The sequence below is a fragment of the Hymenobacter terrenus genome, assembly GCF_000972495.1.
GTDB classification, from domain to species: Bacteria; Bacteroidota; Bacteroidia; order Cytophagales; family Hymenobacteraceae; genus Hymenobacter; species Hymenobacter terrenus.
The window spans coordinates 175278-201001 of sequence record NZ_LATM01000006.1 but is presented as its reverse complement, the minus strand read 5'-3'; the positions used below and the strand labels follow the sequence as shown (position 1 = coordinate 201001).

The window sequence follows — 25724 nt, the reverse complement described above, 5'->3', positions numbered from 1 at the left end:
TATCGCGCCAGCTGACGCGTGCGGTAGTGGCTGGGAAAAGATGTCCTCGGCGTACTGCGCCTAGTTCGGCAGCCGTAGCTGCTGAGTAGGTGGGGGCTTAGGCATGGCCTCACCGGGTAGCCCGGGTGGTGTAGTGCCAAGCGGCTCGCAACATGCCAGAGAATAGCAGTTGATTTATGAGCGACTTGACGATAGAGATTACCGATTCAACACCGTCTGTTTTCACCGTCAAGCCCCTGAATTTCAAATCATGTAGTACCGCCTGGCGGCCGCGTATAATCACCTGATTTTACAACCACGTAGTTTCACGTGGTAGGCCGCTGGGTAACGCGGCAGGGCACTTTTTTGCCCATTAGAGCCCGATTTTCAGCATGCCTGGGTGTGGAATGAGCTAGTACCATAGGAGAGGATTGCTATATTTAAGCCTCCATTCCTCATTTCAATTTTTACCGTGCAACCCATCATCACACCCCGCCTACTCAAACCGGAAGAATTTGACCTCTATACCTCCAATTGGCATGAGCTAGTGCACGGAGGCAATTCCGACGCACTACGCGACATCTTTACCCGGAGTAATGGCGTCCAGAACTATGTGTACCTGCCCAAAGAATTTGCTGCTTTGTGGGAGGACAAAAACACGGTTGCCATTCGACTGAAATTCGTGGTGGCGCCGGACGACGCACAGAGTGGTACATCCGCATTTAGCATTGCGCTCTTTGGCATTGATGAGTCCGACAAACCCATTTCGGATTATTATTACCTAGCTGGTGTGGCCGCTCTTCGCGCCGAGATAGAAGAGCTGCCAGAATTGTCCGTGGCCGTGGAGGAGGCCGTCATACCCTTTGATGAAGCAGTAAAATGGATAATACGCTGGAATGCGCTCACCGTTGAGGAGCTCACCCTGGAGCTATTCTATTCGGAGCAAGGGCCCTTACTAGGCTATACCTACCCGGTTGATGATTTCCAGGATGCCTTCTCGCCAGCCACGCAGCCCAACGCAGCGCTCTGGCTCAACTTCGTTTTGCATGAGCCCGATCCTGATGGCACTACCGAGGGGGGGGCGCCATTATTGTTCAGCACGGTGCTTACCCTGAACACCATACCCAGCGGGGACTCTCCCGGCATCATCATGCTGTCGCGCCAAGATCTTTACTACGATATTTCCAAGCCCTGCCCGCCGGCTTGCTAGACTTTTAGCCCCGGTGCTGGCCTAGCGAGCCGGCACCGGGTAGTTGAAATGGCCCGTAGCGTGCGCGGCAGGCTATTATGTATATCTATGCCTTATTCAGCTGAAGACCTTATTCTCGAAGTCTCCTTTATCCCGGTTATCGTCGCTAACATTGTGGGAGTGGTGCGTTTCAAGCATTTGGAAACCCCGCTACGCTACCTGGCGGGCTTAATTTTCTTCGCAACCCTCATTGAGTTATTATCACGGGCACTAGGCGCGCAGCAAAGGTCCAACCTATTTCTGATGCCGCTTGACACCCTGATGGAGTTCGGGTTGCTGGCCTGGATGTACCGGCAGGTGCTCAGGCCTTCGGCCGTGAGCCGTTGGCTGCCTACAGTGGTAGCCGTCTTTTCTTTGGCTTCGCTGCTTTCCTATGCCGAGCCCGCTAGCCTGGTTCGCTTCAACACCATGCAGCGCTTTGCCGAAAGCCTGTTAGTTATAGTTCTTGTGCTGTTGTATTTCTATAAGGTAATCCGTGAGCTGATTATTGTACATTTAGAGCGCGAACCAATGTTCTGGGTTTCGGTGGGCCTGCTGCTGTACTTTTCGGGCAATGTGTTCATCTTCATCTCCAGTAATTATGTCATCCGGCATTCGAAGGCATTAAGCTTAAAGTTGTGGGATATTCACGCGTTACTGTACATGTTGCTTTATAGTTTATATGCCTGGGCGCTGTGGATAAGTCCGTTGAGCAAGAAGTAGCGGGGCTGTTGTTCGGAGGCACCATCGTGATGTTGCTGCTGGCGCTGGCGCTGGTGGCTTTTTTTCTGATCTACCAGAAAAAGCTTATCAGCCAGCAATTGACCTTGCAAACCATCCAAAGCGCCTATCAGAAGGAGCTGTTTGTGGCCGCCATTCAGGCTGAGGAGCGGGAGCGGGAACGCATCGGCAACGACCTGCACGATGAAATAGGCTCTTCGCTTTCAGCGGCCAAGGCCCTCATGTCTCAACTGGGAGACTCGGCCACGGCCACAGACAAAGAAAAGGAGGCCGTGACGCTCATCAAGAATATCCTGAGCAACTCACTGCAGGACATTCGCAACATTTCCCAGAACCTGCACCCGGCCGTGCTAGCCCGGTTCGGCCTGACCGAGGCCCTACACAATCTGGGGTTTCTGTGCTCCGACTCTTTCGCCAACGGCATGGAGGTGCGGGTGGAGCTGGATGTAGTCCTGCCTCATGCGCACGAGCTGGCGCTGTACCGCATTGTGCAAGAGCTAGTCAACAACGCCTTGAAACACGCCCACGCCTCGCAGGTCAACGTCCTGCTGATGCAATTGCCCAACCGCCTGGTCCTGACGGTTACGGACGACGGCTGCGGCTTCGACTATGCCCACGTTCAGCAAAGCAACAAAGTAGGCCTGGGCCTGAAAAGCCTGGCGGCCCGGGTGAGTTTACTCGATGCCTCATTGCACCTGGAGTCGGTTCCGGGCCAGGGTACTGGTGTGCGTGTGGAAGTACCGCTTCCAACCTAAATTTTGTATCAGGCCTGCTCTGCCCCCATCCACATTGCTATCCTTGATGACTGGCTGTTTCGTCAAGGGATAGCCTACATTCTGCAAAGCCTGCCTACGCTGTATCGGTGGTGCAGGCCGCCGCTTTCGGAGTTGCGCTTAGCCTGCCAGATGCCCGATGTGCTGCTGCTGGACTTGCAAATGCCCGACGTTGATGGCATAGAGACCACCAAGCGCCTGGTGCAAGAGTACCCCAACCTGACAATCACCGTGCTATTCATGCACTCGACCAACGACTTTATTGCTCACATGCTCCGGCTGGGTGTGCGCAGCTATCTGCCTAAAAACGTGAGTCAGAATCAGCTAAGCAGTGCCTTTTCGACCGTTCTGACCAAAGGCTACTATTTCACTGGCAGTATTTCTAAGGCCATGATGCGCGGGCTGTATACCACTATGCGGCAGCAGCCGTCGTTTCAGGCGCCGCTCATTGTGCTCACTCCCCGCGAAACGGAGGTGCTGGGGCTGCCAAAGGCTACTCCGCTCAGGAAATCGCGCATCAGCTTTTCATCAGCCCCCACAAGGGGTCAAGGTAGGCAAGGCACAACGACTTTACAGCACATTGCTACGCCTCGGCGCTCACTGTACGCCGGATGCCCAGCTTCTTCATGCGGGCTTCCAGCGTTTTAGGGTTGATGTCGAGCAATAGGGCTGCTCCCTGCGTGCCGCTTACTCGCCCACCCGTGCGATGCAGCGCGGCCAGAATATGGTCGCGCTCTTGCTCCCGTAAGGTTTTGAGGGGGGCGGGCCCTGGCAATATCGTGGCCGCCTCCCCCGCAGCCAGTGGCGCAGCGGCAAAGCCCGCGAATTCCAGAAATGGCCCCTGACTCACGATAATAGCCTGTTCCAGCACGTGCTCCAGCTCGCGAATATTGCCGGGCCAGGAGTACTCCCGCAGCGCCGCCAGGTCTGCGGGGCGCACTTGGCGCACAGACTTGCCGAGGCGCTTGCTCAGGCGCTGCACAAAATGGCGCAACAGGGGCTCAATATCTTCGCGGCGCTCGCGCAGAGGCGCCAACTGAATGGGGAAGACGTTGAGACGATAGTACAAATCGGCGCGAAAGCGGCCGGCGGCCACCTCGTCAGCCAGCACGCGGTTAGTGGCGGCGATGACGCGGGCATCGGAGCGCAGCACGCGGGTGCCGCCCAGACGCTCAAATTCCTTTTCCTGGAGCACGCGCAGCAGCTTGGCTTGCAGGTCGAGGGGCAGCTCGCCAATTTCATCGAGGAAAATACTACCGCCGTTGGCCAGCTCAAACTTGCCGATGCGCCGCTCTACCGCACCCGTGAAGGCGCCTTTCTCGTGACCAAACAGTTCACTTTCGATAAGCTGGGCAGGCAGGGCGGCGCAGTTGAGCTTGATGAGCGCGCGGGCACGCCGGGGCGAAGCGTTGTGCAACTCGCGAGCCACTAGTTCCTTACCAGTGCCGGTTTCGCCCGACACCAGCACCGTCGTGTCGGTGGGCGCCACTTGCCGGATGCGCAGCTGGGTTTGCTGCAAAGCCGCGCTAGTGCCGATGAACGCGCCGGAATCGGAACCAAAGCGCGCGGAGGTATTGATTTCATCCACCAGATACGTCCGCTCCTGCTCTACCTGGGCCTTGAGCTCCTCAATCTGCTCGAAAGCAAACAGGTTTTCCAGCGCCAAAGCCACCTGGGGCACCAACCCCACTACCGTCTCCAGGTCCTCGTTCCGAAACGCTTCGGGCCGGGCGGCGGAGAGTGTAAGCACGGCCGCACCATCGGACCGCTGCCAAATAGGCGCCACCAGCAGGGCGCGGGTGTGGTACTGCTCGTACACGTAGCGGAGGCGTGGATAGCGCACGGCCAAGGCCTTAAATTCGGGCCCGGAGTAAATGGCCGCGTGCTGTAGCAAGTCCATGCTTTGCTGGTAAATACCTTCTTTACCGTCTAAAATTTCGTCGTGGTAACGGTCTGGGTCAAGGGCTTCGAGTCGGGCCCCCGGCCCGGTTCGTGAAAATTCAGCAAAGGCCTGAAACGCCTTTTCCTGCCCTGCCCGCTGCACCCGAATGCCGAAATACTCGAATGACACCACCCGGCTCAGTTCTTCGGCTACTGCCCGGAACAGGGGCTCACGCTGCTTGATGCTAAGCAAGGCGTTATTAATGTTGAGTTGCAGGGTGCGCTCCTGCTCACGGCGAGCCACCTCCTCAAAGGCCAGGGTATTGGCTACGGCCACGGCGATGAGTGAGCCAAGTTTCTCCAATAGCTTTTCATCGTCCGCAGTCAGGTTGGGCACACGGCGGGTACCGAGGGTGAGGAACCCCATCAGGTGGCCGCTGGTACGTAGCGGCACAGCCGTAAGCTGCGTAATGTGCAGTTCCTGCATCCGCCGGAATGCCTCGTACTCCGGGTAATCTTCCATGTAGTCACGCAGCGCAATTTGGCGTACGCGCGGGTTTGCTACCATCAGCTCGACGGGCGAGCCGGCAATTGGCGTAAAGTGGTCCGTCTTTGCCGGCAGGGTACAAGGTGCCACTTCATCGGCCCCATAATAATCGCGCAAAAACAAGCGCTTATTCTTCAGCTCAGCATCGAATACATTGATGCCAATGAGGTCAAATGGGAAAATGAGTCGCAGCTTGGTAGTCACCACCTTGAACAGCGAGTCCTTATCGCGGATGGTCGCGATGGCTTCGTTAATATGCAGCAGTAGGGTTTCGTCTTGATCGGGCATAGTCTTGAAGCTCTCTTCGATTACATACGAGTGGTAACTGAGAAACCCATCTCCTAGAAGCCATAGGACAGCATCGCTACGATTTCCCTGAAATATCAGGAGCTTATTTTAAGAAATTCCTGCTATTTAAGGAATACCAGTTGAAAGCCAGAAAGTTCAGCCAATACCTATTAGCTATTTAAAACCGGCTCTGCGTATTGAAAATAAGCTTGTTGACATCATCGACAATCCTATCTGCAGGCCTTGGCATGGCATTCGGTAAAGGGACGGCGACACACACCCCCGCACATTCTATGTTTTCTCGTTTTTCATCACCAGCTGCTTTTGCTTTTGCACTAGCTGTGCTGGGCGTCGGTACTGTTCAGGCTCAGAATGGGCCGGGCGTCGATGTGCAGTCCGATTCGCTGACGCTAGATGCCACCGTTCGCTCCGTACTCGATGCTAATCCTGGCATCATCTCACTCGAAGAGTTGGCCAATGCTGCCACCGGCCGCTTGGCCCAGACACGCACCGGGTTCCTGCCCCAAGTAACAGGTACAGCCACTTACACACGTGTCGACCCGGTTGTGAAAATACCGTTAGGCGGGGAGGCTTTTCAGATAGCCCCCAATAACAACTACGACGCTCACATCACGGCGCAGTACTTATTGCTCGATTTTGGCCGGAGCGCGGCTACGGTGAGCGTAGCCGAATCGCAGGTGCAAACCGCCCGCGACAACGTGAACATAACCCGACGCAACTTGGCTTTCGATGCCGCGCAGGTTTACTATAACATTCTGTTCATGCGCGAAAGTATTAAGGTACAGGATGCTCAGATTGCCTCGCTGGTCGCGCACCGCAACGAAATGGAAAAGCGCGTGCAGGGTGGCGTCAGCACCCGGTTCGACGTGACGACCACCGACGTGCGCATTACCCAGGCCCAGAATACTAAAATCGACCTCGAAAACCAGCTTCGCAACCAGCAATCGCAGCTGGCGCACCTGCTGCATAGGTCCAACCAGGTTGATGTTCCAGTGAAAGGCCGGCTCACTTTTGAGCCCCGCCCGGTAGACGTAGCCGCCGAAACGGCTAAAGGCCTGGAAAACCGCCCGGAAATCAAGCTGGCCCGCGATACCGAAAATACCGCTACCCTCCAGCAACGGCTCGTAGAGCGTAGCAACCTTCCCAATCTGGGCATCGGTGGGCAAGTAGGCACCAAAAACGGTTACCTGCCCAACCTAAACCAAATGAGGTTTAACACGGTGGGTGTGGTGCAGCTGTCGGTGCCGATTTATGACGGCAACAAGAACAAGAACCAGCGCGTGGAAGCCCTCGCCAATGCCCGCAGTGCGGTGGCCCGCACCCAGGACACCCAGGAGCAGGTCCGCGCCGATGTGCGCCAGGCGGCCAACAACATCGCCTCGAACCAGGCTCGCTACGCCAATGCGGAGCGGCAAATTGCTCAGGCCACCGACGCTCTCACCCGCGCACAGGGTCGCTACCGCTACGGCGTGGGCCAGAACCTGGATGTACTCGACGCTGAAACGCAGCTGGCCCAGGCCCGTCTAGCCCGCGCCCAAGCCATGTACAACTACACGCTCGGCCAATATCAACTCAAGCGCGCCACGGGCGAGCAAATTTGGCAATAGCTGCCTGCGGTGTGAAATGGTAAACTTGATGCTCGCCTTGCGCTAGTGGCGCATTAGGCTTAGTGAAAATATAAAATCGTCTTTCACCATCGCCTCATTTCACCACCTCACACTTCATCATTTCACCACTCACCAAATGTCCATCATCCTTTGTCCGCTCGATTTCTCGGCCGCGTCGGCGGGGCTGGTGGCGTACGCGGCGGCCCTGGCGGTGGCTACCGGAGCTGAGCTACGGCTGCTGCACGTGTGCGAACCGCAAGAACTGCCAGCCGACGAGTTACCCAACACCCCCGCTCCAGCCGAGCGGGTGCCCTGCGCCGAGCGGTTGGCCACGTTGCGGACAATTGCCGAGCAAGCCGGCGTAGCCCATGTGCATACCGGAATTGTGCAAGGCGAGGCGGCGCCCGAAATAGTGGCCGAAGCCAGCCGCCAGCAGGCCGACTTAATTGTTATCGGCGCGCATGGCCGTACGGGCCTCACCCGCTTCCTGATGGGCACAACCGCTGAAATCGTGCTGCGTACCGCCCGTTGCGCCACCCTTCTGGTGCGCGCGCCTCTTAATAGTGAGGAATGAAGAAAGAGGCTTAAATAATTGTCCTCCAAAGGCAACTACTCTCTCCTTCGCTCTTGTTTTCCTCTATTCTGCTTACTTCTTCACTCTTAATTCCTCATTCTTAATTCAATTAAGATGGCCCAGACCGAAACTTCTCCCACCGTACAGAACGCCCCCGCTCCCTACCCCAATGCGGCTTCGAACGAGGCCGATACTCCCGCGGAGGAGCCCAAGAAGCGCAATCCGCTCGTATTAATTATTATGGTAGTGATACTGCTGGCCGCCGGCTATTATGGCTGGACGCGCTATCAGTTTGCCCAAGCTCACGAAAGCACCGACGACGCCCAGGTGGAGGGCGATGTGTACCCCGTACTGCCCCGCGTGGGTGGGCCCGTCCTCTCGGTGAAAGTAGATGACAACCAGCCCGTGAAAAAAGGCGACGTGCTCGTCATCATCGACCCCGCCGACTATCAGCAGCGCGTGAATGCCGCCGAAGCCGCGCTAGCCGCTGCTTCGGCTCAGGTAGTGGCCGCCCGCACCGGTGTGGCCACTGCTCAGGCCAACGTGCGCACTGCCCAAACCACCATCGGCGTGAGCCAAGCCAACCAGGAACGCCTTCAGAAAGACCTCAAGCGCAGCACTTTTCTGCGTCAGCAGGACATCATTCCGCAGAGCGAGTACGACGCCGTGCAAGCCAACCTGAAGGCCACCGCAGCCCAGCGCGCCACCGCCACCGACCAAGTGAGCGTGGCTCGCCAGCAAGTGGCCGCCGCCCAACAGCAAGTGGCCGTGGCCCAGGCCGTGGTAAAGCAACGCCAAGCCGACCTCGACAATGCCCGCCTACAACTGAGCTACACCACTATCACGGCACCTGAAGCGGGTATTGTAAGCAAGAAAAACGTGCAGCCAGGCCAGGTAGTAAGCCCCGGCCAACAGCTATTTGGCATTGTGGGCAGCGCTCGTACCTGGGTAGTAGCCAACTTCAAAGAAACCCAGATGGAAAATATGAAGGTGGGCCAGCCCGTAAAAATCGAGGTTGATGCCTATCCTCACGAAGATTTCCAGGGCCGTATCGAGTCGCTGTCGGCCGCTACCGGCGCCCGTTTCGCCCTCCTACCACCCGACAACGCTAGTGGCAACTTCGTGAAAGTGACCCAGCGCATTCCCGTAAAAATCGTGCTCGATAAAATTGACCCGGAGCACCCCCTGCGCGCCGGCATGAGCGTGAACACCACGGTGACAGTGAAGTAAGAGTTGTTTTCGTCTGCCATCGTGAGCATCACGAAGGACCTGCGCCACTTGAGTTTGCTGCAAACCATTCTGGCGTGACAGGGTACTCCGCGGTACTCACGATGACAGAAAAATCCAGAACAATTGCTAAAATATGGAAACCGGATTTACCAAGTGGATTATCGTCATTACGGTGGTCTTGTGCGTCTTGCTGGAGCTCATTGACACCAGCATCGTGAACGTGGCTCTGACCCAGATGATGGGTAATCTTTCGGCCACGCAGCAGGAAGTAAGCTGGGTAGTGGCAGCCTATGGCATCGCCAACGTTATCGTCATTCCAATGACGGGCTTTCTGGGGGAGCAGTTTGGGCGCCGCAACTATTTCTTCTTTTCGGTAGTGCTCTTCACCCTTGCCTCCATGGCCTGCGGGCAGAGCACCAATCTGTGGGAGCTAGTGGCTTTCCGCTTCATCCAGGGCATTGGGGGCGGGGCTCTGATGGCCACGTCGCAGGCTATTCTGATTGATACCTTTCCACCTAAGCAACTCCCGCTGGGGCAGGCCCTCTTCGGCATGGGCGTGATTATCGGGCCCACCATCGGCCCTACGCTGGGCGGCTACATTGTGGACAATTACGACTGGCCCTGGATTTTCTACGTGAACGTGCCAGTAGGCATTCTGGCGGCCTTGTTCACGATGCTGTTCATCCGTGACCCCGAGCGCATCAAAAATGCTGTTCCGCGGCCTTTACGGGAGATTGATTGGACTGGCATCGCGCTGTTGATTATTGGAGTTGGCTCGCTGCAGTTTGTACTGGAACAAGGCGAGAGCAACGACTGGTTTGAAGACAATACCATTATCCTCTTCACCATACTGTCGACGGCAGGCATCATCGGCTTCATCTGGCGCGAGCTCACGGCCGACAAGCCCATTGTGGATTTACGGGTGCTGGGCAAGAGCCGCAACCTGGCAGTGGGCGCCTTCCTGTCGTTCGTGCTCGGGTTCGGGCTATTCGCCTCGGTGTTTGTGTTCCCGATATTCACTCAGCGCATTTTGGGCTTCACCGCTGCCCAAACGGGCTTTTTGCTGCTACCGGGGGCGTTGGCTTCGGGCTTCATGATGCCCCTCATTGGGCGCGCCCTGCAAGCGGGCATTCCGCAGAAATTCATGATTCCTGTGGGCTTCACCATCTTCTTTATCTTCACTTTCTGGATGTCGGCGCGCATTTCGCCCACGGCCGGCGAAGACGATTTTTTCTGGCCGCTGATGGTGCGAGGTATCGGACTAGGGCTGATTTTCCTCCCTATCACCACCATGAGTTTGGCTGGCCTGCAAGGCAAAGATGCCGGCCAAGCCGCCGGTATCACCGGTATGATTCGCCAACTTGGCGGCTCGTTCGGCGTTGCCATCGTAGGCACCTACCTCGAGCGCAGCATCGCTTCCAACCGCGTGGCCCTGCTACCCAATATCTCGCTCTACAACCCCGAAACGGTGCAGCGCATCCAGGCTTTCACCCAGAATTTCCTGGCCAAAGGCTTTCCGCTCGAACAAGCTCAGCGGCAAGCCTACGCGGCTCTCGAAGGTGTGCTAATGAAGCAAACCTCACTAATTACCTACTCGCAGATATTTACGGCGCTGGGCTTTTTCTTTATCGCCTGCCTACCGCTAATTCTGTTGGTAAAGCGCGTGAAAGTAACCGGAAAAGTTAGCATGGACGCCCACTAGCCCTCTTGGTTTATTACTATTTATTAAAACAACAAAAGCCGGCTCTGTTGAGCCGGCTTTTGTTGTTTTAATGCATCAGCCCGCCATTTAAAACAGATGAAGTAAGCTCAACTTTAAGCAATTTCTCAGGGATTTATGCCCAAAATCACGCAAAAAATCGCGTTTTTTTAGCGACGGAATACCGCGCTTCATCCGAGCTAAATCACGGTTCATCTAAAATACCCCAATCTTGTTTAACGTTACACTACCAAAACCTAAACATGAAAGTACCTTTATTACGTACAAGGGCCAAACACTTCTGGCTCCACCCCAGAAACGTTGCTTCAACCCCTGATGAATATTCCGATTCTTAACCGCCTGCAAGCCCTCGCTAAGACGAGTACACTTGCGGCTTCCGGCCCGCTGCACATTCAGGCAGCAGCGACGGTAGAGGCGGTGCGTGCTGCCCTGCCCGAACTACTGGCAGTCGCGGTTATTGACATTGAGAGCGGCAAGGCGCTGGCAGTTCATAGCAACTCTTCGACGTTGGCTCCGGCCAAAGCAGCCCCCTACAATGCTGAAGTAGTGCGCCAAAAGCGCCGGGCGCTCGACGCACTCTCGCTACCCAACGAGAAAATCGAAGACATCCTTATCACCCTGCGCGAGCAGTTGCATCTGCTCCGCGTCAGCCAGGACAACGAGCGGCTTTTGTATTTGGCGGTAAGCAGCTACGATACCAACTTAGCCATTGCCCGCGACGTGCTGCGGACGCACTGCGAATAGCTTTATTCCACTAACTAAAAATATTCTACTCAACACCTCTTCACTCCTTTTCTTCCTCATCACTTTACGAATGCCTTACTCTACAAACAACCCGGCTGGTCAAGCTATCCAAAACATCATCAATGATTTACCCCAGCTGCTGGCTGTGGCTATTGTGGATACGCAGTCGGGCATGGCGATGGCCTCACACTCCAATTCGCTCACCCTCAATCCCGAAACGGCGGCGGCTTATAATACGGAAGTAGTAAGGCAGAAACAGAAAGCAATGACTGCCTTAAAGCTTACGGACGAAGTCATTGATGACATTCTGATTACGCTTACCAACCAGATTCACCTGATCAATCTGGTAGATGGCGGCAAGAAGTTCATCTACCTCGCGGTGAACTCCCGCGACACGAACCTGGCCATTGCCCGCGAGGTGCTACGTCAGCAGGCTGACATCCTAAAATAGCCTCTCAACCACCATCCCTGCCTGAGCCAAAGATTGCTCTTTGCTCAGGCAGTACTTCACAACAGCCTTTCAGGCATTAAGTAAGCGCCTTTCCACCCCTTGTATTGAACTGGCTAGTCTAACAATACTCAGCCTATTTTACTGGATTGTCATTTTTTATTCCCTTACACTTTAGGTAAAACTATGAAACTCACTGCTTCTCCCTTTAACCCAACCACTGGCGAATTACTCCCTGTGTATCGCGATGCTTACCTCCGTGGTGACTTATCACGCGAAAACACCGCAGCCGTTGATGCTTACCTAAAGGCTCACCGGCCTCTTTCCGATGATACGCTCCGCCGCTTCCACGACATGAAGCTGGAGGGTGAGAACGTGCGGCCCGTGGGCTGGGTGCAGCGCCAAATGGAACTGATTCGCACCGAACCTCAGCGTTTTCGGCGGCGCGCTGCGGCCCTGGTTACGGGTGCGGTGCTCGTTGCTGGCGCTTCTATGGCAAGCGGCAACAAGCCCCTGAACAACCTGAACCTGCCCATCAGTACGCCCACTATAGTTGACTTACTAGCCGCCGGTGACTTGGCTGACGCAGCCGAAGCCAGCAACGCCAGCATGCGCACGACAACGGTGCAGGGCCGCATTCTTGACGAGAATGGCCGGCCGCTGGTGGGTGCCACGGTACTCGACAAGGTTTCGGGTCGCGGTGTGGGCACCGATGCCAATGGCAACTATACCCTGCGCGTACCAGCTGCTCAAGCCAGCAAGCTGCAATTCGGCTATGGTGGCTATGCCGACGAAGAAATTCAAGTCAAAGGCGGTTCTGTTCAGAACATGACGCTGGTGCCCCGCAAGCATCTCGAGGGAACGACTAAGCATCATCGGTGGCTCCTCTTCTAGTCGATACGCAGTAGTCATCAAGACAGAAAAGGCCCGCAACACATATTGCGGGCCTTTTCTGTCTTGATGACTACTGCGTATTCCTGATTATTGATACTGAATGTACAGCGGCTTGGGATTGAGTTGGGTCAGGACTTCAGTGGGCGTCATTAGGTGCGAGCCTTTGGGCTTGATGTCGTACTCATAGAACAGCTTGAAGCCAGTGTACTGCACGGGCTGTGTCTGGATGTAGTCATGGTACGAATCCTTTTTCAAGGTAGGGCTGCCCCAGCCGTCCATGTGCATCACAATTTGCACGCGCGGGTCCAGCTTGATGTTTTTGTAATTGGAAATCATGCCCTGCGTAAAGCGGTGCACGGTAAGAACTTTGGGAGGCAGATGGTTTTCGCTCACGATGCGAGCCAGGAAGTTCACGGCGTAATTCACGTCTTTGGCGTCATAAGTGCCGATTTTCTTACCGGGGCGCACGCCTTTGGTTTCCATGGCAAATTCGGGGTCGATGCCCATGTGCACGATGGGGTCTTTGAGGTAGGGCTCCAGCTTGGGCAGCTCGGCGCGGAGGTTGCTCAGGCCCACCTGCACGTCGAGGAAGATGATGCAGTTGTGCTCCTTGGCCCAACCGATAACCTCCTCAATGGTGGCTTTAGAATTCATCAGTCGGTATTTGCCGTCTTTGCCGGCGGCACCCTGGGCCGTGATGGTCACGTTGTGCAGAGCTGGCTGAACGGGCAGAGACGGATCGGCGGCCCTCCATTCGGCCAGTACTTTCTCAAACTTGCGGAACATCTGGTCTTTGGGCTCACGGCCCAGAATGCCCATGCCCTTCGAGCGGATATTGCCATAAAACGCCACGATGCGGTGACCTGGGAGAATGGCGCCGGGCAGCTGGCCACTCTTCTTCACAATAGAATCGGCGCGGAGCGAGTCGCGCCGCATGGCTAAGGCTTTCAGCTTAATGGTGTCGATGGGAGCAGGCTTGGCGGCAATACTGTCGGCGGCGGTGCCGGTCTTGTCGCCCTCGCTGGGGCTGTTTTTACAAGCGGGTAGACTGGCGGCGAGCAAGCCCAAAGCGGCAGCTACAACAGCGTGACGCGGCAGAAAAGATATCAACACTGAATGAAAAAGTATTAGAAGGCCATTATGACCCGCAAGTTAGTCCTTTTCGAGCGGTTGCCGCAGCCCTTAACTCAGATATTCCTTGGGTAGGCTCGGCGCTTTCCGGGCGGTTTCTTCAGTAGTTAGGGCTATAGGAAGGAAGGGTAGGGGGCCAGGATAGGGATGGACCGTTTCGGCCAGCCTCTCATCTCATCGAATAAGGGACCACAGCAGCCGCATCATCAGCTTTTCCGATACCGTAAGTTCGGGCCTTTCGATAAGGTAAGTAATAATAATGCAAACGGGCAATCTTTTACAACGCCTCTCTTTAGTTTAACTTTGACTTTATTTTCAAAATATTTATCATTGATATTCAAGCCATAGCAAGCTTTAAAGAAAAATAATCTTCGTTTTGAGCAGCCTTTTCATGCCGACGCCTGTCTGGCCCGCACCTGCCCGCCGCGCGGGCTTACTTTGCTTTCATGGCAGCTCCGCCCGCTGATTTACCCGACCTGCTTTTACGCTGTGGTCGCCGCGAACCAGCGGCCCAACGCCTCCTTTACGCACGTTATGCCGGGCGCATGCTGGGCGTGGCCCGGCGCTACGCGAGCTCGGTGGCCGAGGCCGAGGATATTCTGCAAGATGCTTTCGTGAAGGTATTCACACGGCTCACAGAATTCCGGGCCGAGGGCTCGTTTGAGGGCTGGCTGCGGCGTATTGTAGTTACCACGGCTATCAATCACTGGCAAAGCGGGCAGCACCGCCGTCAACAGCTCCTGCTCGATGACGTGCCGGAGCCTTTTGCTACGGAGGCCAATGCCATCGACCGCCTGGGGGTGGCCGAGGTGCTGGCCCTCATTGAGCAACTGCCCGATGGCTGCCGGATGGTGCTCAACCTCTACGCCGTGGACGGCTACACCCACGGCGAAATAGCGGAGCTGCTGGGCATTCAGGAGAGTACCTCCAAGGCCCAGCTCAGCAAGGCCCGCAAACAACTTCACCTACTGCACCAGCGGCAGACCAGCTACCTGAATCTATGATGGAAGAACCGGAAGAAAACCGCCTCGACCACTCTTTGCGTGACAAGTTTGAAGGTTTTGAACTCAAGCCGGCCGCGCACGTCTGGACTAATATTGAACAACGGGTGACCCCACCGCCCGTGTTGCGTACGGGCCGACGGCCGGCGTCAGCGCCGCTGCCGCTGCCTTTGCTGTTTGGGCTAGTGGCCTTGCTGGCGGGCCTGGCCGGCTGGCTGCTGCCGCACAGCACCAGCAACAACGCGAAGCAGACCATTTCGGTGGTACCTGCGACAACCTTGCCCGAGCAGAAGCAGGCCGTAACAACTGGTGTTGAATCAGAAATGGCTACGGCCGTACGCGCAGCAGGAGAAAGCAAAAGCACTGATGCACCACAAGCAGTTAATCCGATAGCGCAAAACCAACTGGCTAGTCCAGCGGCACCGATTAAGCGTCTCAAACACGAAGCAGTTGACAATCCAAGGAGTCGTGCAATGGGGCTGACTTCTTCCAATACCAAGCGAAAACGCACACAGGCAACGGGCGCGCAATTGCCACTTGTTGCCTCCTCATCCGACACCGGCAAAACGCTAACTCGCACTTTGGCTGAAGAAACGAGTCTTGTAAAAAACGGCGGTAATGCGGCCGTTGCCTCGGTAGCCGTGACGACCGAACCGACGGCGGCAACTATCCCGGCTACGCTGCGCACGTTGGTAGCGCTGGAACACCAGACGCTGGAGCAACTGCCCAGTATTGCTACCCTGGCTCCGGGTACCCCGCCCACCGGCAGCCGCGCCGCGCTGCTCGCCAGCCTGCGCGCCGAGCGGAGCGAGCTGCTACGCCTGCAACGCCGCACCGACAGCACTCTGCTGGCTTTGGGCGACTTGCCAGGTGCCCCGCTGGTGGCCACCGCCACCGCGCCCCCCGCTGACACGGCCCTCCCGCGCCCCGTTCCTCACCGCTGGAGCCTGCTGCTAATCGCTACTCCCGAGCAAAATACGCTCAACTTACAAGGCCCTGAGAACAACCCACTCACGGCCCTGCGCCGCAACCACGAAACGGGCCGCGCCGGGATTAACGCCGCCATTATGGCTGAATACCAATTCGCACCACGCGTGAGTGTGGCAGGGGGCCTCGGCTATAGTTCGTATGGGGCCGACCTGCGCATCACCAACAAAAACACGGAAGTGCTTGTGAAATATGACAGCACCACCGTGCGCACGACCAACGTGTATACCTCCACGAACCAAACGCACTCCATCCGCATCGTTCAGGTGCCGCAGCTCTCGCCAATATTCAACGGCAGCGGCCAGGTTATTCGGTACGACACGGTGTATGTGCCGCGCCAGGACACGGTATTCACGACCACTGTGCAGAACGATACTGTGCACACCACCCGCAAGACGCTCACCCCTCTCATCAGCAAAAAAGAAACTCTCACTACCAAGACTTTGCAGCCCACCTACCGCTTCTTTACGGTGCCGGTGATGATGCGCTACCGCCTCACGATGGGGCCGGGCCGGTGGTGGGCCGACGTGGCGGCGGGTGCCCAGTTCCAGTTTTTCCTTGGGGGCACCCAGGTGGTGACTGACGACGGCGAGAATTTCCGCACCGAAACCATTAAGGCAGGCGACGGACCCTTCCGAGCGCTGAACCTGGCGCTATCGGGGTCATTGGCGCTGAATTATGCCCTCACCAACCGGCTGAGTGTGAGCGTAGCACCGAGTATGCGCTGGCAGGCCTTGTCTGTGTATAAAACCGAAACCGGGCTTATTCAGCAGCCAACGGCCACGGGCCTGCAGTTGGGGATGCGATTCAAGCTGTAAAAATAATTGACTGTCCAGCAGCCTTTCTGACGATGGTCTGGTCTGGTTTTTTAGAAACGACAACCCCTTCGTTCGGGCTACGGCGAAGGGGTTTCACTTTACTCCACCTTACTTAGTTAGATGATAATGAAACTGCTACGCACTCTATTATTACTGCTCGGGCTGTTACTGGTTGGGCACCTGCGAGGGATGAGCCAGGTGTTTGAGTGGGCCCAGCTAGCGCACAACCTAGGCAATAACGGCAGCGTCGGTTTGGGCGCGACCACCGATCCGGCCGGTCATACCTATGCCGTTTTCAGCTTCGTAGACAGTGCCCGCGTAGGTAGACGGATAGTGCGGCACCCCGGCAATGTCCGCAGCGGGTATCAAATCGTGAGATACGATTCGACGGGAGCCGTTGTCTGGATAAGGCCACTACGGGGGGTGCAGGTGCCACTAGGTACATCCAACGGCCTTAAAGCGGACCCTGTGAACGGCGGCTTTTTTATTACGGGTAGTCTTTCCGCCAACGCCACTTGGGGTGGCGTGCCGATAACCGGTGCGGCTAGTATTCCGGCCGGCAGTAGCGCGGGCTTCTACGGTAAATGCGACCGCAACGGCAATCTGCTCTGGATACGTCCTCTGCCGACCAGCAACATAAATTTTAGTGCCAATTTAACGGTGGACCAGCTTGGCAACTGCTACCTGGCTGGCGCTACATCATCTCCAAATCAAGGTGTCGGCAACACGACCATTGGGGGCATGGCAATCGATTCGACCGAAATGTTTTTGGTGGGCAATAACGCGGCGGGCTCCGGCGAATGGGTACGACGGCTTCGTGGCACCCCCTTGCCACGAGCCCTTACGCGTCCGGGCTATCGTTCGCCTTCGGGTATTGGTAGCCTGAAGGTGGGGCCGCGGGCCGATGGCGGCTGCCTGCTGTTTGGCACTTTCAATCAAGACCTCTACTTCGGCAGCCCTGGCAATCCGCCGGTGCTCCCCAGCCGCCAACCGCTCAATACCTTCGACGACTTTATTGCAACTGTAAGCCCCGCCGGGACCCTGACATGGATTCGGCCCGGCCAACTCGGCGGTACGCCCAACGGGCCGGTACCCAGTGTGAACGCCGCGGCGGCCGATCAGGCCGGCAATTACTACGTGGCGGGTAGAAGCACCAAGGGAATCAGCGTGGCGAAGTACTCCACGACTGGCTCGCTGCTTTGGGCGACTAACCAATCGGCGCTAAGCACGCCTGATTCCTTAGGCGGGGCAACTATGCTGGTAGTAGATGCCAACAATGAAGTAACCGTAGTGGCGGTTCCCAACTCGTCGCTAAGCTCGCAAGTTGTCACTATCGGCAATTTTGAGCTGCGCAAGTATGAGGAGAGCCTTATTCACTTTAATGTGGCGGGAGTACCGCAATGGGTAACGGGTAGTCGCAACGCCGGCGACCCTAATCCCCAGCGGACGTCTTCGTACAACGAAGCAGTAGCCCTGGGCCTTGATGTGCGGGGCAATGTTTACTTCGTGACGGCCCCCGGTTCTTTTTCGCCCAATCCGGCGGCGGGCAACAACGGCTTCACGCCCCCCACTTTCCTATTAGGAGACTTCACGCAGGTCGGGGCCGGCATCAGCGTGGCCCGCATTGGCACGAAGCACAACACCATACGCGGGCAGATATACCTCGATGCTAATGGCAACGGCGTGCGTGACGCGAACGAAGGCGCGTTCCCGCACAACGTGGTTTTGCAAGCCGTTCAGCCCACTACCACTCGCTTGGGCACGTTTGATACGCAGGGGTTTTTCAATGTGTACGTCGGGGCCGGCTCCTACTCATTGGCGGTACCGGTACCGCCGTTGCACTACGCCGTTACCCAGCCTACTACGGGGCCTTACACAGGTAACTTCGTGGGCTTCGGCCGCGTAGATGCGGCCCGCCACTTCGGCTTTCAGCCCATTGCCAACCAGGCCGACGTGCGCGTTACCCTCACGCCTTATGGGGCGGCGCGGCCTGGTTTCGTCACCCGCTACCGCGCCACGGTCGAAAACGTGGGTACCACCACGGCCAGCGGCACGGCCACGGCCACGCTCGATAGCCGGGCCCTCTACGTGAGCAGCACCCCCAACGGCAGCCAAACCGGCCAAACCGTGACGTGGAGCTATGCGAACCTGGCCCCATTTGGCCGCCGCGAGTTCGATGTGCTGTTCAGCCTCCCCGTGAATATACCCTTGGGTACCCAGCTCACCTCTACGGCCACCGCGTCGCTGGCAGGCGACATGGTGCCCGCCGATAACTCGACTACTGCCATTCAGACCGTGACTGGCTCCTTCGACCCCAACGACCTTACCGTCAACTACCAGCGGCTTACTCCGGCCCAGGTGGCCGCAGGCCTGCCGCTGGACTACACTATTCGTTTCCAGAACATGGGCACCGACACGGCTTTCACCGTGGTGGTCACCGATATGCTGGATTTCCGCAAGCTCAACTTGGCCAGCCTGCAGCTGGTGGCTCAGTCGCACAACTGCATCTGGAGCCTGAGCGGCACGGGCCTGCTCACGGTGCGCTTCCTCAACATCAAGCTGCCCTACCGCAACCAGGACGTTATTCGCTCGCAGGGCTTCGTGCGGTTCCGCGTGCAGCCTCGTACGACCCTGACCATCGGCGAAACCATTCCCAACAGCGCCAGTATTGTATTTGACTACAACGACCCCATCGTGACCAATACGGTCACGACCGCCGTGCTGCTGCCCACGGCCGCCCTGGCCCGCCACGATGCTCCCGCCTGGGAAGTCTATCCCAACCCTGCCACCGAGGCCATTACGATAACAGCCAACTTGCCCACCGGCGGCCCCGTGCGCCTCGAGCTGCTCGATGTGCTGGGCCGCCCTATCCGCAAGCAAACCCTAACCGTCCCGGCCGGAATCCTACGCCAGACCCTCGACTTGCGCAGTCTGGCGGCGGGCGTCTACATGCTGCGCATTACGCCAGCTACGGGCCCAGCCAGTAGCCGCCAGGTGGTGCGCGAATAGCATCAAATTCTAATTCATGGCTGGAAAAAGCCGGGTTGCCTTGTGGGCGGTCCGGCTTTTTCTTATTTTTTGGATGGGAGTAGTTGGTCTATTTAGGGCAGCGTTTAATCAGCAAAATCCCCGTGTTGGTCGGATTAAGCGGCGGAGCGGAGTAGGGCGGTGAGCCGGGCGGCGTGAATTTGGCACGGTTTTGCAATGCATCCTGTCATCGGCCCACTCGCCGGGCACCTCGCCCGGTACGGACGGAGCCAGCTTCTTTCACCCACCTCCATTCTTTCGGTTATGAAAATTTCACGCCTTTCGGGCGGCCTGGCCGCGGCTTGCCTATTGATTTCTGCAGTTGCTGGTTCGGCCTCGGCCCAGGCCCGGCGCGATTCTTACGGCACTTCCAAAGCCAACTCGCTGCCCCGCGCCACCGCTCCGGTCTACCGGGCCCCGGTGAACCGGCAGCCGGTATATTCAGCCCCCGCCAGCAGCAATTCCAGTGTTCGGTTTGGCTTTCGAGCTGGTTTGAACGTGGCCGACTTGCAGGGTGATGCCGTGAAAAGCTTTACGCAATTGGCCGGTTATGCTCCGGACGGGGCCATTACCCGCAACATGCGCCCCGGCTTCTACGCTGGCTTGTATGCCACGCTGCCCATCGGCCCCAGCTTCGCCATCGAGCCCGGCGTTTCCTACTCCGAAAAAGGCACCGTACTAAAAGGTACCGTCCCCGTGCCCGCCCTCGATTTTCTCAACACGCAGGTGACTGGTACGGCCCGCCTCGCTTACATCGACGTGCCGGTGCTGGCCAAGGTCTTCATCACCCCAGGCTTTTATATCTATGCTGGTCCGCAGGCCTCGTTCCTGGTCAGCGGCAAGGCCCGGGTTGAAGCGGGTGCGCTGGGTTTCACCGCCTACAAGCAGGATTTCGACGTCTCGAATCAGCTGCGCAAAGTTGACTTTGCCGCTGTGGGGGGCCTGGGTTACCAGTTCGACAACGGCCTGGGCCTGAGCGCCGGCTACGACTACGGCCTGACGTCCATCGACTCTGGCAACCGCTTCGACGCCCAGAACCGGGTTCTCAAAGTTGGCCTGAACTACTCCTTCTAACCGCGCTAGGGCTGATTAACGGCCATTCTATTTCCCTATCCGTTTCCACGTATTGTTCGGGTAAGCATTCGAAATAGGTTATTAAAAAGGCCCCACCGCTGCAACGGTGGGGCCTTTCTGGTTAATAGCGCAAACGCGGTAGTTCGCGCTACTTTACCGTTTGCCCACGGCGCCGCTGCCGCTCAGGCCCTCGGCGAGGCGCACGAGGCGAACCAGCTCGGCGCGGTAGCCGTCGGCGTCGGTGCCGCGGGCACCATTGGCCAGCTGCTCGGTGGCGACCCAGGTGGCGGTGCCGCGCTGCTCGCTTTGGCGCAGCAGCATGCCGAACTGGGCCACGGCAGCGGCAAAGCGGAAGTCGGGCGAGGCCTTCTCGATGCTGGCCGGGGCCCCCACCAGCGGCTGGGCGAGGAGCTTGCTGGTGTTGCCCTGCGGCTCTTTGTAGCGCAGCTTCACGGTCAGCACGTCGTTGGTGATGAACTGCTGCATGGTGGCCGTGGTGGTTTTGGCCGGTTGGTATTTGAGGTCGTCAATCAGGGGCTGGCTGCTGCCCACGGGCACTATTTCGTAGAGGGCCGTGACGGTGTGGCCCGCGCCCAGCTCGCCGGCGTCTTTGCGGTCGTTGTTGAAATCCTCGGCTTCAAGCAGGCGGTTTTCGTAGCCTACGAGGCGGTAGTTGGCCACGCGGGCGGGGTTGAATTCAATTTGCAGCTTCACGTCCTTGGCCACCGTGAAGAGCGTGCCGCCGAACTGCGCCACCAGCACCCGGCCGGCTTCGTCGAGGTTGTCGAGGTAGGCATAGTTGCCGTTGCCTTTATCAGCCAGGGTTTCCATGCGAGCATCGCGCAGGTTGCCGCGTCCGCAGCCCAGCACGGTAAGAAAGATGCCGCTTTCGCGCTGGTCCACGATGAGCTGCTCCATGGCCTGGTCGCTGCTTTCGCCCACGTTGAAATCGCCATCAGTGGCCAGGATAACGCGGTTGTTACCATCCTTACGGAAGCTTTGCTTGGCCGTGGAATAGGCCAGGCGCAGGCCCGCACCGCCGGCCGTGGAGCCGCCCGCCTGGAGGCGCTCAATAGCATCGAGGATGACCTGGGGCTGGTCGCCGGGGGTGGGCGGCAGCACCAGGCCGGCCGAGCCGGCGTAGGCCACCAGCGCCACGTGGTCCTGGGGCCGCAGCTGCTTCACCAGCAGCTTCAGGCCGGCCTGCACCAGGGGCAGGCGGTCGGGGCCTTCCATCGAGCCGGATACATCGACCAGAAAAACCAGGTTGGCGGGCGGCAGCTTGGCCGTTTCTACCTTCTTGGCTTGAATGCCGATGCGGGCGAGCTGGTGCGCCGGGTTCCAGGGGCACACGGCCAGCTCGGTGCTGATGCGCACCGGGGCGGGCGAAGTGGCGGGCGGCGCGGCGTACTCGTAGCGGAAGTAGTTGAGCATTTCTTCCACCCGCACGGCATCGCGCGGGGGCAGCTGGCCCTCGTTCAGGAAGCGGCGGACGTTGGTGTACGAAGCATTATCCACATCCAGGGAAAAGGTGCTGAGCGGCGCGTTTTTCACCACGGAAAAGGCGTTTTCCTTCACTTTGGCGTAAGTATCACTGGCGCCGGCTTCCTCGCGGCCGGGCAGCACAGGCATGGGGGCCGATGGATAAGCGCTGCCTGCGAGGGACTCATAATCGGCGACAACCATGTCTCGCGCTGGGGCTGCCCGCTTTGCTTTGGCAACCGAATGGGCTATGCCGCCCCGGATGGCCACCCGGGAGGCGCTGCCGGGGGATGCCGCCCCCTGTATCTGGACGCCCGTAGCCTGGCCCTGCAACACCGATGAGATGGAACCGGCCACTTCTTGTTTGTGCTGCACAGCGTTACCGGTCACCACTACTTCATTCAGCTGCCGGTGGGCCGCTTGCAGCGCCACGTCAAGGGTGTGGAGCTTGCCCACGGCCCGCACCGCCGGTAGGTAGCCAATGGTGTTGAACAGCAGCACGGCCTTCGCCGCAGCGGGCACCATGAGCGAGTAGCGGCCCTGAGCATCGGTACTAGTGCCCAGGTTGGTGCCCTTGATTATCACGCTCACGCCGGGCAGCGGCTGCCTGGTGCCCTGGTCGCGGACCAGGCCGGATACCACCCAATCTTTGGCGGTATTCACCAACGGTGGATTACCGACGAGGCCGGGGCGGGGAGTCGATTGGGCAGCGGCAGGCAACGCTCCCAGCAGCACAGTGAGAAGCGGCAACAGCAACGGGTTCTTCATGGCAACGACGGATTAGGTGAGGAATAACCTGCTGATGCCACCCCGTATTCAATTGCACACGCAGCTCCTAAAAATTACCGGAAGGCCGTCGATGGGCGCCAGAACAGTTTGCCATCTCCTCTCCCTTCTCACAGTGGCCCCACGCCGGCTCGCACTCTTCCCGTTCATCAGTCTTATTGGGCCCGATGGGTTGGCCATGCAGGTAGGGAAAATTTATTCATCAGCAATAATTCCCTACCAAGTTGGTAGGGAATTATTGCTGATGAATAAATTTTCCCTACCTGGCTTTCGGAGGAGCGGCGGCCTGTCGCGGGTCTGCTCCGCGATAACAGTCAGTATATTTGATGCTATAAACTAAATAAGTCTATCCTTATGGCATTTACTGCTAAGCTACATCTGGACGTAGAGTCTGTTTCCTGGCCCGTGCTGGACTACCACTGGGCCGTCGTGCAAGCAATCACCGAGCAAAGCCGCCCGGAAAACAGCATCTTCGCCGGCCAGCTGCACCTCGTGCTCGACCACCTGCACCACCCCCTGCTCGACGCCTGGATGAGCGACGCCACCAAGCGGCGCAACGGCCGCCTGGAGGTGACCAGCACCGATGGCCGCCGCTTGCGCACCGTGGCGTTCTGGGATGCTTACTGCGTGAGCGAGGGCTTGTATTTCAACTCGACGGGGGTGGGCCGCGCCACCACGATGTCGGTGCTCATCTCGGCCAATCGCCTGCTGATTGATGAGGAAGTCGAAATCACCAATCATTGGCCCCACCTCTAACCGCTTTTTCTCTTCCAGCTACGATGGCTTCCTTCCACGCTACCCTCCTGCTCGGCCCCCCGGCCCTGCTCGCCGACCCTACCCACCCCCGCTACCTGGTGGACGTGTGCACCCAGCACATGCACCAGGATGTGGACCCGCAGGGCCGCCCCACCACCCGCCCCTACGCCGGCGAGTTTCAGCTCATCCTGCCCCCGCCCCCCGATGCCCGGCTCGTGGCCTGGGCCAAAGACCCCCAGCAGGCCCTGACGTGCAGCCTCGTCTTCCGCGATGTCGACGGCATCCGGCCCTCGCTGGTGCTGCACCTGGAACAGGCCTACTGCGTGAGCTACGCCGAGCATTTCCAGACCGATGACAGCGGCCACGTCGCCTTCTTCGTGCAGCTCAGCATCACGGCCGCCCGCATCAACAAGCACGGCACCGAGTTTCTCTCTACCTGGGGCCAGGGCCAGTAAGGCCGCTCCCTTCTTCCCCCTCCTTCTTTCCCATGCAACCTACCCGATTCGGCGGCCCGCCCCAGCGCCCGGCCCGCCCCGGCCAGCGCCCCCGTCCCACCTTCCGGCCCGACGCCCCCACTGCCCCCCGGCCCAGCCAGGCCCCGGCGCTGCACCAGCAGCAGCTGGCCCGGCAACTGGCCCGCACGGTGGCCAACGGCCAGCGCTACCTCGCCCAGCTCGGTGCCGACCATGCTGCCGACCTGCTGGCCCGGCAAAACGGACGCTACCACCTGCCCCGGGGCCTACAGCGCTACCTGACTGAGCTGCGCCACCCGCTCTCCCCCGCCCGGCTGGGGCTGCACTCACGGCCCAGCACCTTCGTGGGCCCGGCGGCCACGGCACTGGCCAAGCTTGAGGCGCACGTGCAGGCGACCAACTCAGGCGAAATTGGCCGCATGATGCGCCTGGACCCCATCGTGCGCTCCACGGCCGGCGCGGTGGCCGTGGTCGGGGCCGTGACCGGCACGGCAGCGGCAAGCACGGCCATCGTTACGGAAGAAGCAGCCGCCTACGCAAGCTGGCGCTGGATTGGCTGGCGGGCGGCGGGCCTTCGGTTTGGCGCTAACGCCGTTGGGCAAGGCGTAGGGAATTACGCAGCACATGGAGACGCCTTAGATGCTATTGACCGCATCAACTGGTTTTCATCCATATTGTCTGCCAGTGGAGCACCGTTATTAACTACTTCTCTTGGTTCAGCCGCCTTCAAACTCGACTTTGGGCAAGGGTACCGCTCCGTGCTGAATGGGAAAGTGAGTGGCGCGGCCTTTGCAACTGATGCGGTGTTGAACTATGGTTTCAACCAAGCTACCCGGCTCTCTGGCTTTGACGACTGGCACCGCGGGGCTACTGCAAACAGCTACGTAGCTGGATTGCGCTATCAAGTCCAACTACGTCTCCGCCCGCCTTTGGCCAAAGGTATCGATGCCGCCTTTCCAGAAATACTGGAAACAGGCAACAGAGCGGCGTCAAGTGCTGTGCGTAAGGCCGGGGCGGAAGAAGTTAAACAGCACCTACCGCAATGAGTAAGCCCCGCCCCGAGATGACGCCTGCTGAGGCACAAGTGGACCGGCTAAAAACCGTGGCGGCTATTGTCGTCATTGTTGCATCAGTTGGGGTCATTGTGAATGGTTTCAGCCGCCGTAGTCATAGGCAAGCCGAATTGGCCGCCTCCTCACGTTATACTATTGGCGAGATAGTAAAGAAAACCTACGTCATTGGTCCCAGCTCACACAGCGCGACCCGGTTCGCATATACGGTAGGGGATTCAACTTATGTGAAGCCCGGGCCGGACGAAGTGCCTGATGGTCGGACCCGCTTTCTGGTCAAGTTCTCTACCCGACACCCCGAATACTACCAGTTCTACGAGCGGGTGCCCATCCCCTATACCATCACCGAAGCTCCCCCCGAGGGCTGGCCAGAACCGCCCTTCTCGGTTGCTCCCGAAGACATGGAATGAGCGGTATGCCTATGACCTTACCCAATCGCAACGC

22 protein-coding genes are annotated in these 25724 nt (G+C 58.3%); 19 read left to right on the top strand and 3 right to left on the bottom strand.

Annotated elements, in window-relative coordinates; translation table 11 throughout:
* Positions 1–451 precede the first annotated feature (451 nt).
* The 4 genes from WX88_RS11180 (at position 452) to WX88_RS27515 (ending at position 3369) form a co-directional block, all read left to right on the top strand.
* Positions 452–1189, top strand: coding sequence for a hypothetical protein (locus WX88_RS11180; protein ID WP_046244436.1), 738 nt, complete (start codon positions 452–454; stop codon positions 1187–1189).
* 87 nt (positions 1190–1276) lie between these two features.
* The gene (locus tag WX88_RS11175) at positions 1277–1930 is read left to right on the top strand and encodes a hypothetical protein (RefSeq protein ID WP_156176069.1); all 654 of its coding nucleotides are present in this window, start codon (positions 1277–1279) and stop codon (positions 1928–1930) included.
* Complete coding sequence (locus WX88_RS11170) at positions 1903–2703, top strand: sensor histidine kinase (RefSeq protein ID WP_046244434.1); 801 nt, start codon at positions 1903–1905, stop codon at positions 2701–2703. Before WX88_RS11175 ends, WX88_RS11170 begins: the two co-directional genes overlap by 28 nt.
* 3 nt (positions 2704–2706) lie before the next feature.
* The gene (locus WX88_RS27515; RefSeq protein WP_072052991.1) at positions 2707–3369 is read left to right on the top strand and encodes a response regulator; all 663 of its coding nucleotides are present in this window, start codon (positions 2707–2709) and stop codon (positions 3367–3369) included.
* Here WX88_RS27515 and WX88_RS11160 read toward each other — a convergent pair.
* Positions 3305–5437: a sigma 54-interacting transcriptional regulator gene (locus WX88_RS11160; protein ID WP_046244433.1), complete on the bottom strand. Its 2133-nt coding sequence runs from the start codon at positions 5435–5437 to the stop codon at positions 3305–3307. The genes WX88_RS27515 and WX88_RS11160 overlap by 65 nt on opposite strands.
* Positions 5438–5730: 293 nt before the next feature.
* Here WX88_RS11160 and WX88_RS11155 point away from each other — a divergent pair, with 293 nt between their 5' ends.
* The 7 genes from WX88_RS11155 to WX88_RS11125 all read left to right on the top strand — a co-directional run bounded on the left by WX88_RS11155 (position 5731) and on the right by WX88_RS11125 (position 12675).
* A complete protein-coding gene (locus tag WX88_RS11155; RefSeq protein ID WP_197076748.1) occupies positions 5731–7065 on the top strand; it encodes a TolC family protein in 1335 nt (444 codons plus the stop codon).
* Between the two features lie 136 nt (positions 7066–7201).
* Positions 7202–7639, top strand: coding sequence for a universal stress protein (locus tag WX88_RS11150; RefSeq protein ID WP_046244431.1), 438 nt, complete (start codon positions 7202–7204; stop codon positions 7637–7639).
* A gap of 114 nt (positions 7640–7753) precedes the next feature.
* Positions 7754–8869 (top strand): HlyD family secretion protein, encoded by a 1116-nt coding sequence (locus WX88_RS11145; protein ID WP_082115975.1) that lies wholly within the window; start codon positions 7754–7756, stop codon positions 8867–8869.
* Positions 8870–9002: 133 nt separating this feature from the next.
* A complete protein-coding gene (locus WX88_RS11140; RefSeq protein ID WP_046244430.1) occupies positions 9003–10571 on the top strand; it encodes a DHA2 family efflux MFS transporter permease subunit in 1569 nt (522 codons plus the stop codon).
* Between the two features lie 333 nt (positions 10572–10904).
* Positions 10905–11333, top strand: coding sequence for a hypothetical protein (locus tag WX88_RS11135; protein WP_231590676.1), 429 nt, complete (start codon positions 10905–10907; stop codon positions 11331–11333).
* Between the two features lie 70 nt (positions 11334–11403).
* Positions 11404–11784 carry a hypothetical protein gene (locus WX88_RS11130; RefSeq protein WP_046244429.1) on the top strand — a complete coding sequence of 127 codons (381 nt, stop codon included), beginning with the start codon at positions 11404–11406 and terminating at the stop codon, positions 11782–11784.
* A 183-nt stretch (positions 11785–11967) separates the two neighbouring features.
* Complete coding sequence (locus tag WX88_RS11125; RefSeq protein WP_046244428.1) at positions 11968–12675, top strand: carboxypeptidase-like regulatory domain-containing protein; 708 nt, start codon at positions 11968–11970, stop codon at positions 12673–12675.
* A gap of 87 nt (positions 12676–12762) precedes the next feature.
* Here WX88_RS11125 and WX88_RS11120 read toward each other — a convergent pair whose 3' ends face one another.
* Positions 12763–13788 (bottom strand): hypothetical protein, encoded by a 1026-nt coding sequence (locus WX88_RS11120; RefSeq protein ID WP_316932322.1) that lies wholly within the window; start codon positions 13786–13788, stop codon positions 12763–12765.
* 464 nt (positions 13789–14252) lie between these two features.
* Between WX88_RS11120 and WX88_RS11115 the strand changes: the two genes are divergently transcribed.
* The 4 genes from WX88_RS11115 to WX88_RS11100 all read left to right on the top strand — a co-directional run bounded on the left by WX88_RS11115 (position 14253) and on the right by WX88_RS11100 (position 20713).
* Positions 14253–14810 (top strand): RNA polymerase sigma factor, encoded by a 558-nt coding sequence (locus WX88_RS11115; protein ID WP_046244427.1) that lies wholly within the window; start codon positions 14253–14255, stop codon positions 14808–14810.
* Positions 14807–16612, top strand: coding sequence for a hypothetical protein (locus WX88_RS11110; protein ID WP_156176068.1), 1806 nt, complete (start codon positions 14807–14809; stop codon positions 16610–16612). Before WX88_RS11115 ends, WX88_RS11110 begins: the two co-directional genes overlap by 4 nt.
* Before the next feature lie 126 nt (positions 16613–16738).
* Positions 16739–19621: a T9SS type A sorting domain-containing protein gene (locus tag WX88_RS11105; protein ID WP_046244425.1), complete on the top strand. Its 2883-nt coding sequence runs from the start codon at positions 16739–16741 to the stop codon at positions 19619–19621.
* 282 nt (positions 19622–19903) lie between these two features.
* Positions 19904–20713 carry a porin family protein gene (locus WX88_RS11100; RefSeq protein WP_052732583.1) on the top strand — a complete coding sequence of 270 codons (810 nt, stop codon included), beginning with the start codon at positions 19904–19906 and terminating at the stop codon, positions 20711–20713.
* A gap of 153 nt (positions 20714–20866) precedes the next feature.
* On the opposite strand, the gene WX88_RS11095 is transcribed toward WX88_RS11100, so the two are convergent.
* Entirely contained in the window at positions 20867–22963 is a 2097-nt protein-coding gene (locus WX88_RS11095) for a vWA domain-containing protein (RefSeq protein WP_072052990.1), read from the bottom strand.
* Positions 22964–23335: 372 nt separating this feature from the next.
* On the opposite strand from WX88_RS11095, the gene tssD (WX88_RS11090) reads away from it, so the two are divergent.
* The 4 genes from tssD (WX88_RS11090) to WX88_RS11075 are packed head-to-tail and all read left to right on the top strand — an operon-like array spanning position 23336 to position 25690.
* Positions 23336–23737 (top strand): type VI secretion system tube protein TssD, encoded by a 402-nt coding sequence (tssD, locus tag WX88_RS11090; protein WP_046244424.1) that lies wholly within the window; start codon positions 23336–23338, stop codon positions 23735–23737.
* A gap of 23 nt (positions 23738–23760) precedes the next feature.
* Positions 23761–24192, top strand: a complete 432-nt coding sequence (gene tssD, locus WX88_RS11085) for a type VI secretion system tube protein TssD (protein ID WP_046244423.1) — start codon at positions 23761–23763, stop codon at positions 24190–24192.
* Between the two features lie 32 nt (positions 24193–24224).
* Positions 24225–25256: a hypothetical protein gene (locus WX88_RS11080; RefSeq protein ID WP_046244422.1), complete on the top strand. Its 1032-nt coding sequence runs from the start codon at positions 24225–24227 to the stop codon at positions 25254–25256.
* A complete protein-coding gene (locus WX88_RS11075) occupies positions 25253–25690 on the top strand; it encodes a hypothetical protein (RefSeq protein WP_046244421.1) in 438 nt (145 codons plus the stop codon). Before WX88_RS11080 ends, WX88_RS11075 begins: the two co-directional genes overlap by 4 nt.
* Positions 25691–25724: the final 34 nt, after the last annotated feature.

Coding starts and splice junctions, on each gene's coding strand:
- WX88_RS11150 (WP_046244431.1), top strand. CDS start 7,202: ATGTCCATCATCCTTTGTCCGCTCGATTTCTCGGCCGCGTCGGCGGGG.
- WX88_RS11105 (WP_046244425.1), top strand. CDS start 16,739: ATGAAACTGCTACGCACTCTATTATTACTGCTCGGGCTGTTACTGGTT.
- WX88_RS11115 (WP_046244427.1), top strand. CDS start 14,253: ATGGCAGCTCCGCCCGCTGATTTACCCGACCTGCTTTTACGCTGTGGT.
- WX88_RS11175 (WP_156176069.1), top strand. CDS start 1,277: ATGCCTTATTCAGCTGAAGACCTTATTCTCGAAGTCTCCTTTATCCCG.
- WX88_RS11095 (WP_072052990.1), bottom strand. CDS start 22,963: ATGAAGAACCCGTTGCTGTTGCCGCTTCTCACTGTGCTGCTGGGAGCG.
- tssD (WP_046244424.1), top strand. CDS start 23,336: ATGGCATTTACTGCTAAGCTACATCTGGACGTAGAGTCTGTTTCCTGG.
- WX88_RS11145 (WP_082115975.1), top strand. CDS start 7,754: ATGGCCCAGACCGAAACTTCTCCCACCGTACAGAACGCCCCCGCTCCC.
- WX88_RS11140 (WP_046244430.1), top strand. CDS start 9,003: ATGGAAACCGGATTTACCAAGTGGATTATCGTCATTACGGTGGTCTTG.
- WX88_RS11075 (WP_046244421.1), top strand. CDS start 25,253: ATGAGTAAGCCCCGCCCCGAGATGACGCCTGCTGAGGCACAAGTGGAC.
- WX88_RS11135 (WP_231590676.1), top strand. CDS start 10,905: ATGAATATTCCGATTCTTAACCGCCTGCAAGCCCTCGCTAAGACGAGT.
- tssD (WP_046244423.1), top strand. CDS start 23,761: ATGGCTTCCTTCCACGCTACCCTCCTGCTCGGCCCCCCGGCCCTGCTC.
- WX88_RS11155 (WP_197076748.1), top strand. CDS start 5,731: ATGTTTTCTCGTTTTTCATCACCAGCTGCTTTTGCTTTTGCACTAGCT.
- WX88_RS11100 (WP_052732583.1), top strand. CDS start 19,904: ATGAAAATTTCACGCCTTTCGGGCGGCCTGGCCGCGGCTTGCCTATTG.
- WX88_RS11110 (WP_156176068.1), top strand. CDS start 14,807: ATGATGGAAGAACCGGAAGAAAACCGCCTCGACCACTCTTTGCGTGAC.
- WX88_RS11130 (WP_046244429.1), top strand. CDS start 11,404: ATGCCTTACTCTACAAACAACCCGGCTGGTCAAGCTATCCAAAACATC.
- WX88_RS11160 (WP_046244433.1), bottom strand. CDS start 5,437: ATGCCCGATCAAGACGAAACCCTACTGCTGCATATTAACGAAGCCATC.
- WX88_RS11125 (WP_046244428.1), top strand. CDS start 11,968: ATGAAACTCACTGCTTCTCCCTTTAACCCAACCACTGGCGAATTACTC.
- WX88_RS11080 (WP_046244422.1), top strand. CDS start 24,225: ATGCAACCTACCCGATTCGGCGGCCCGCCCCAGCGCCCGGCCCGCCCC.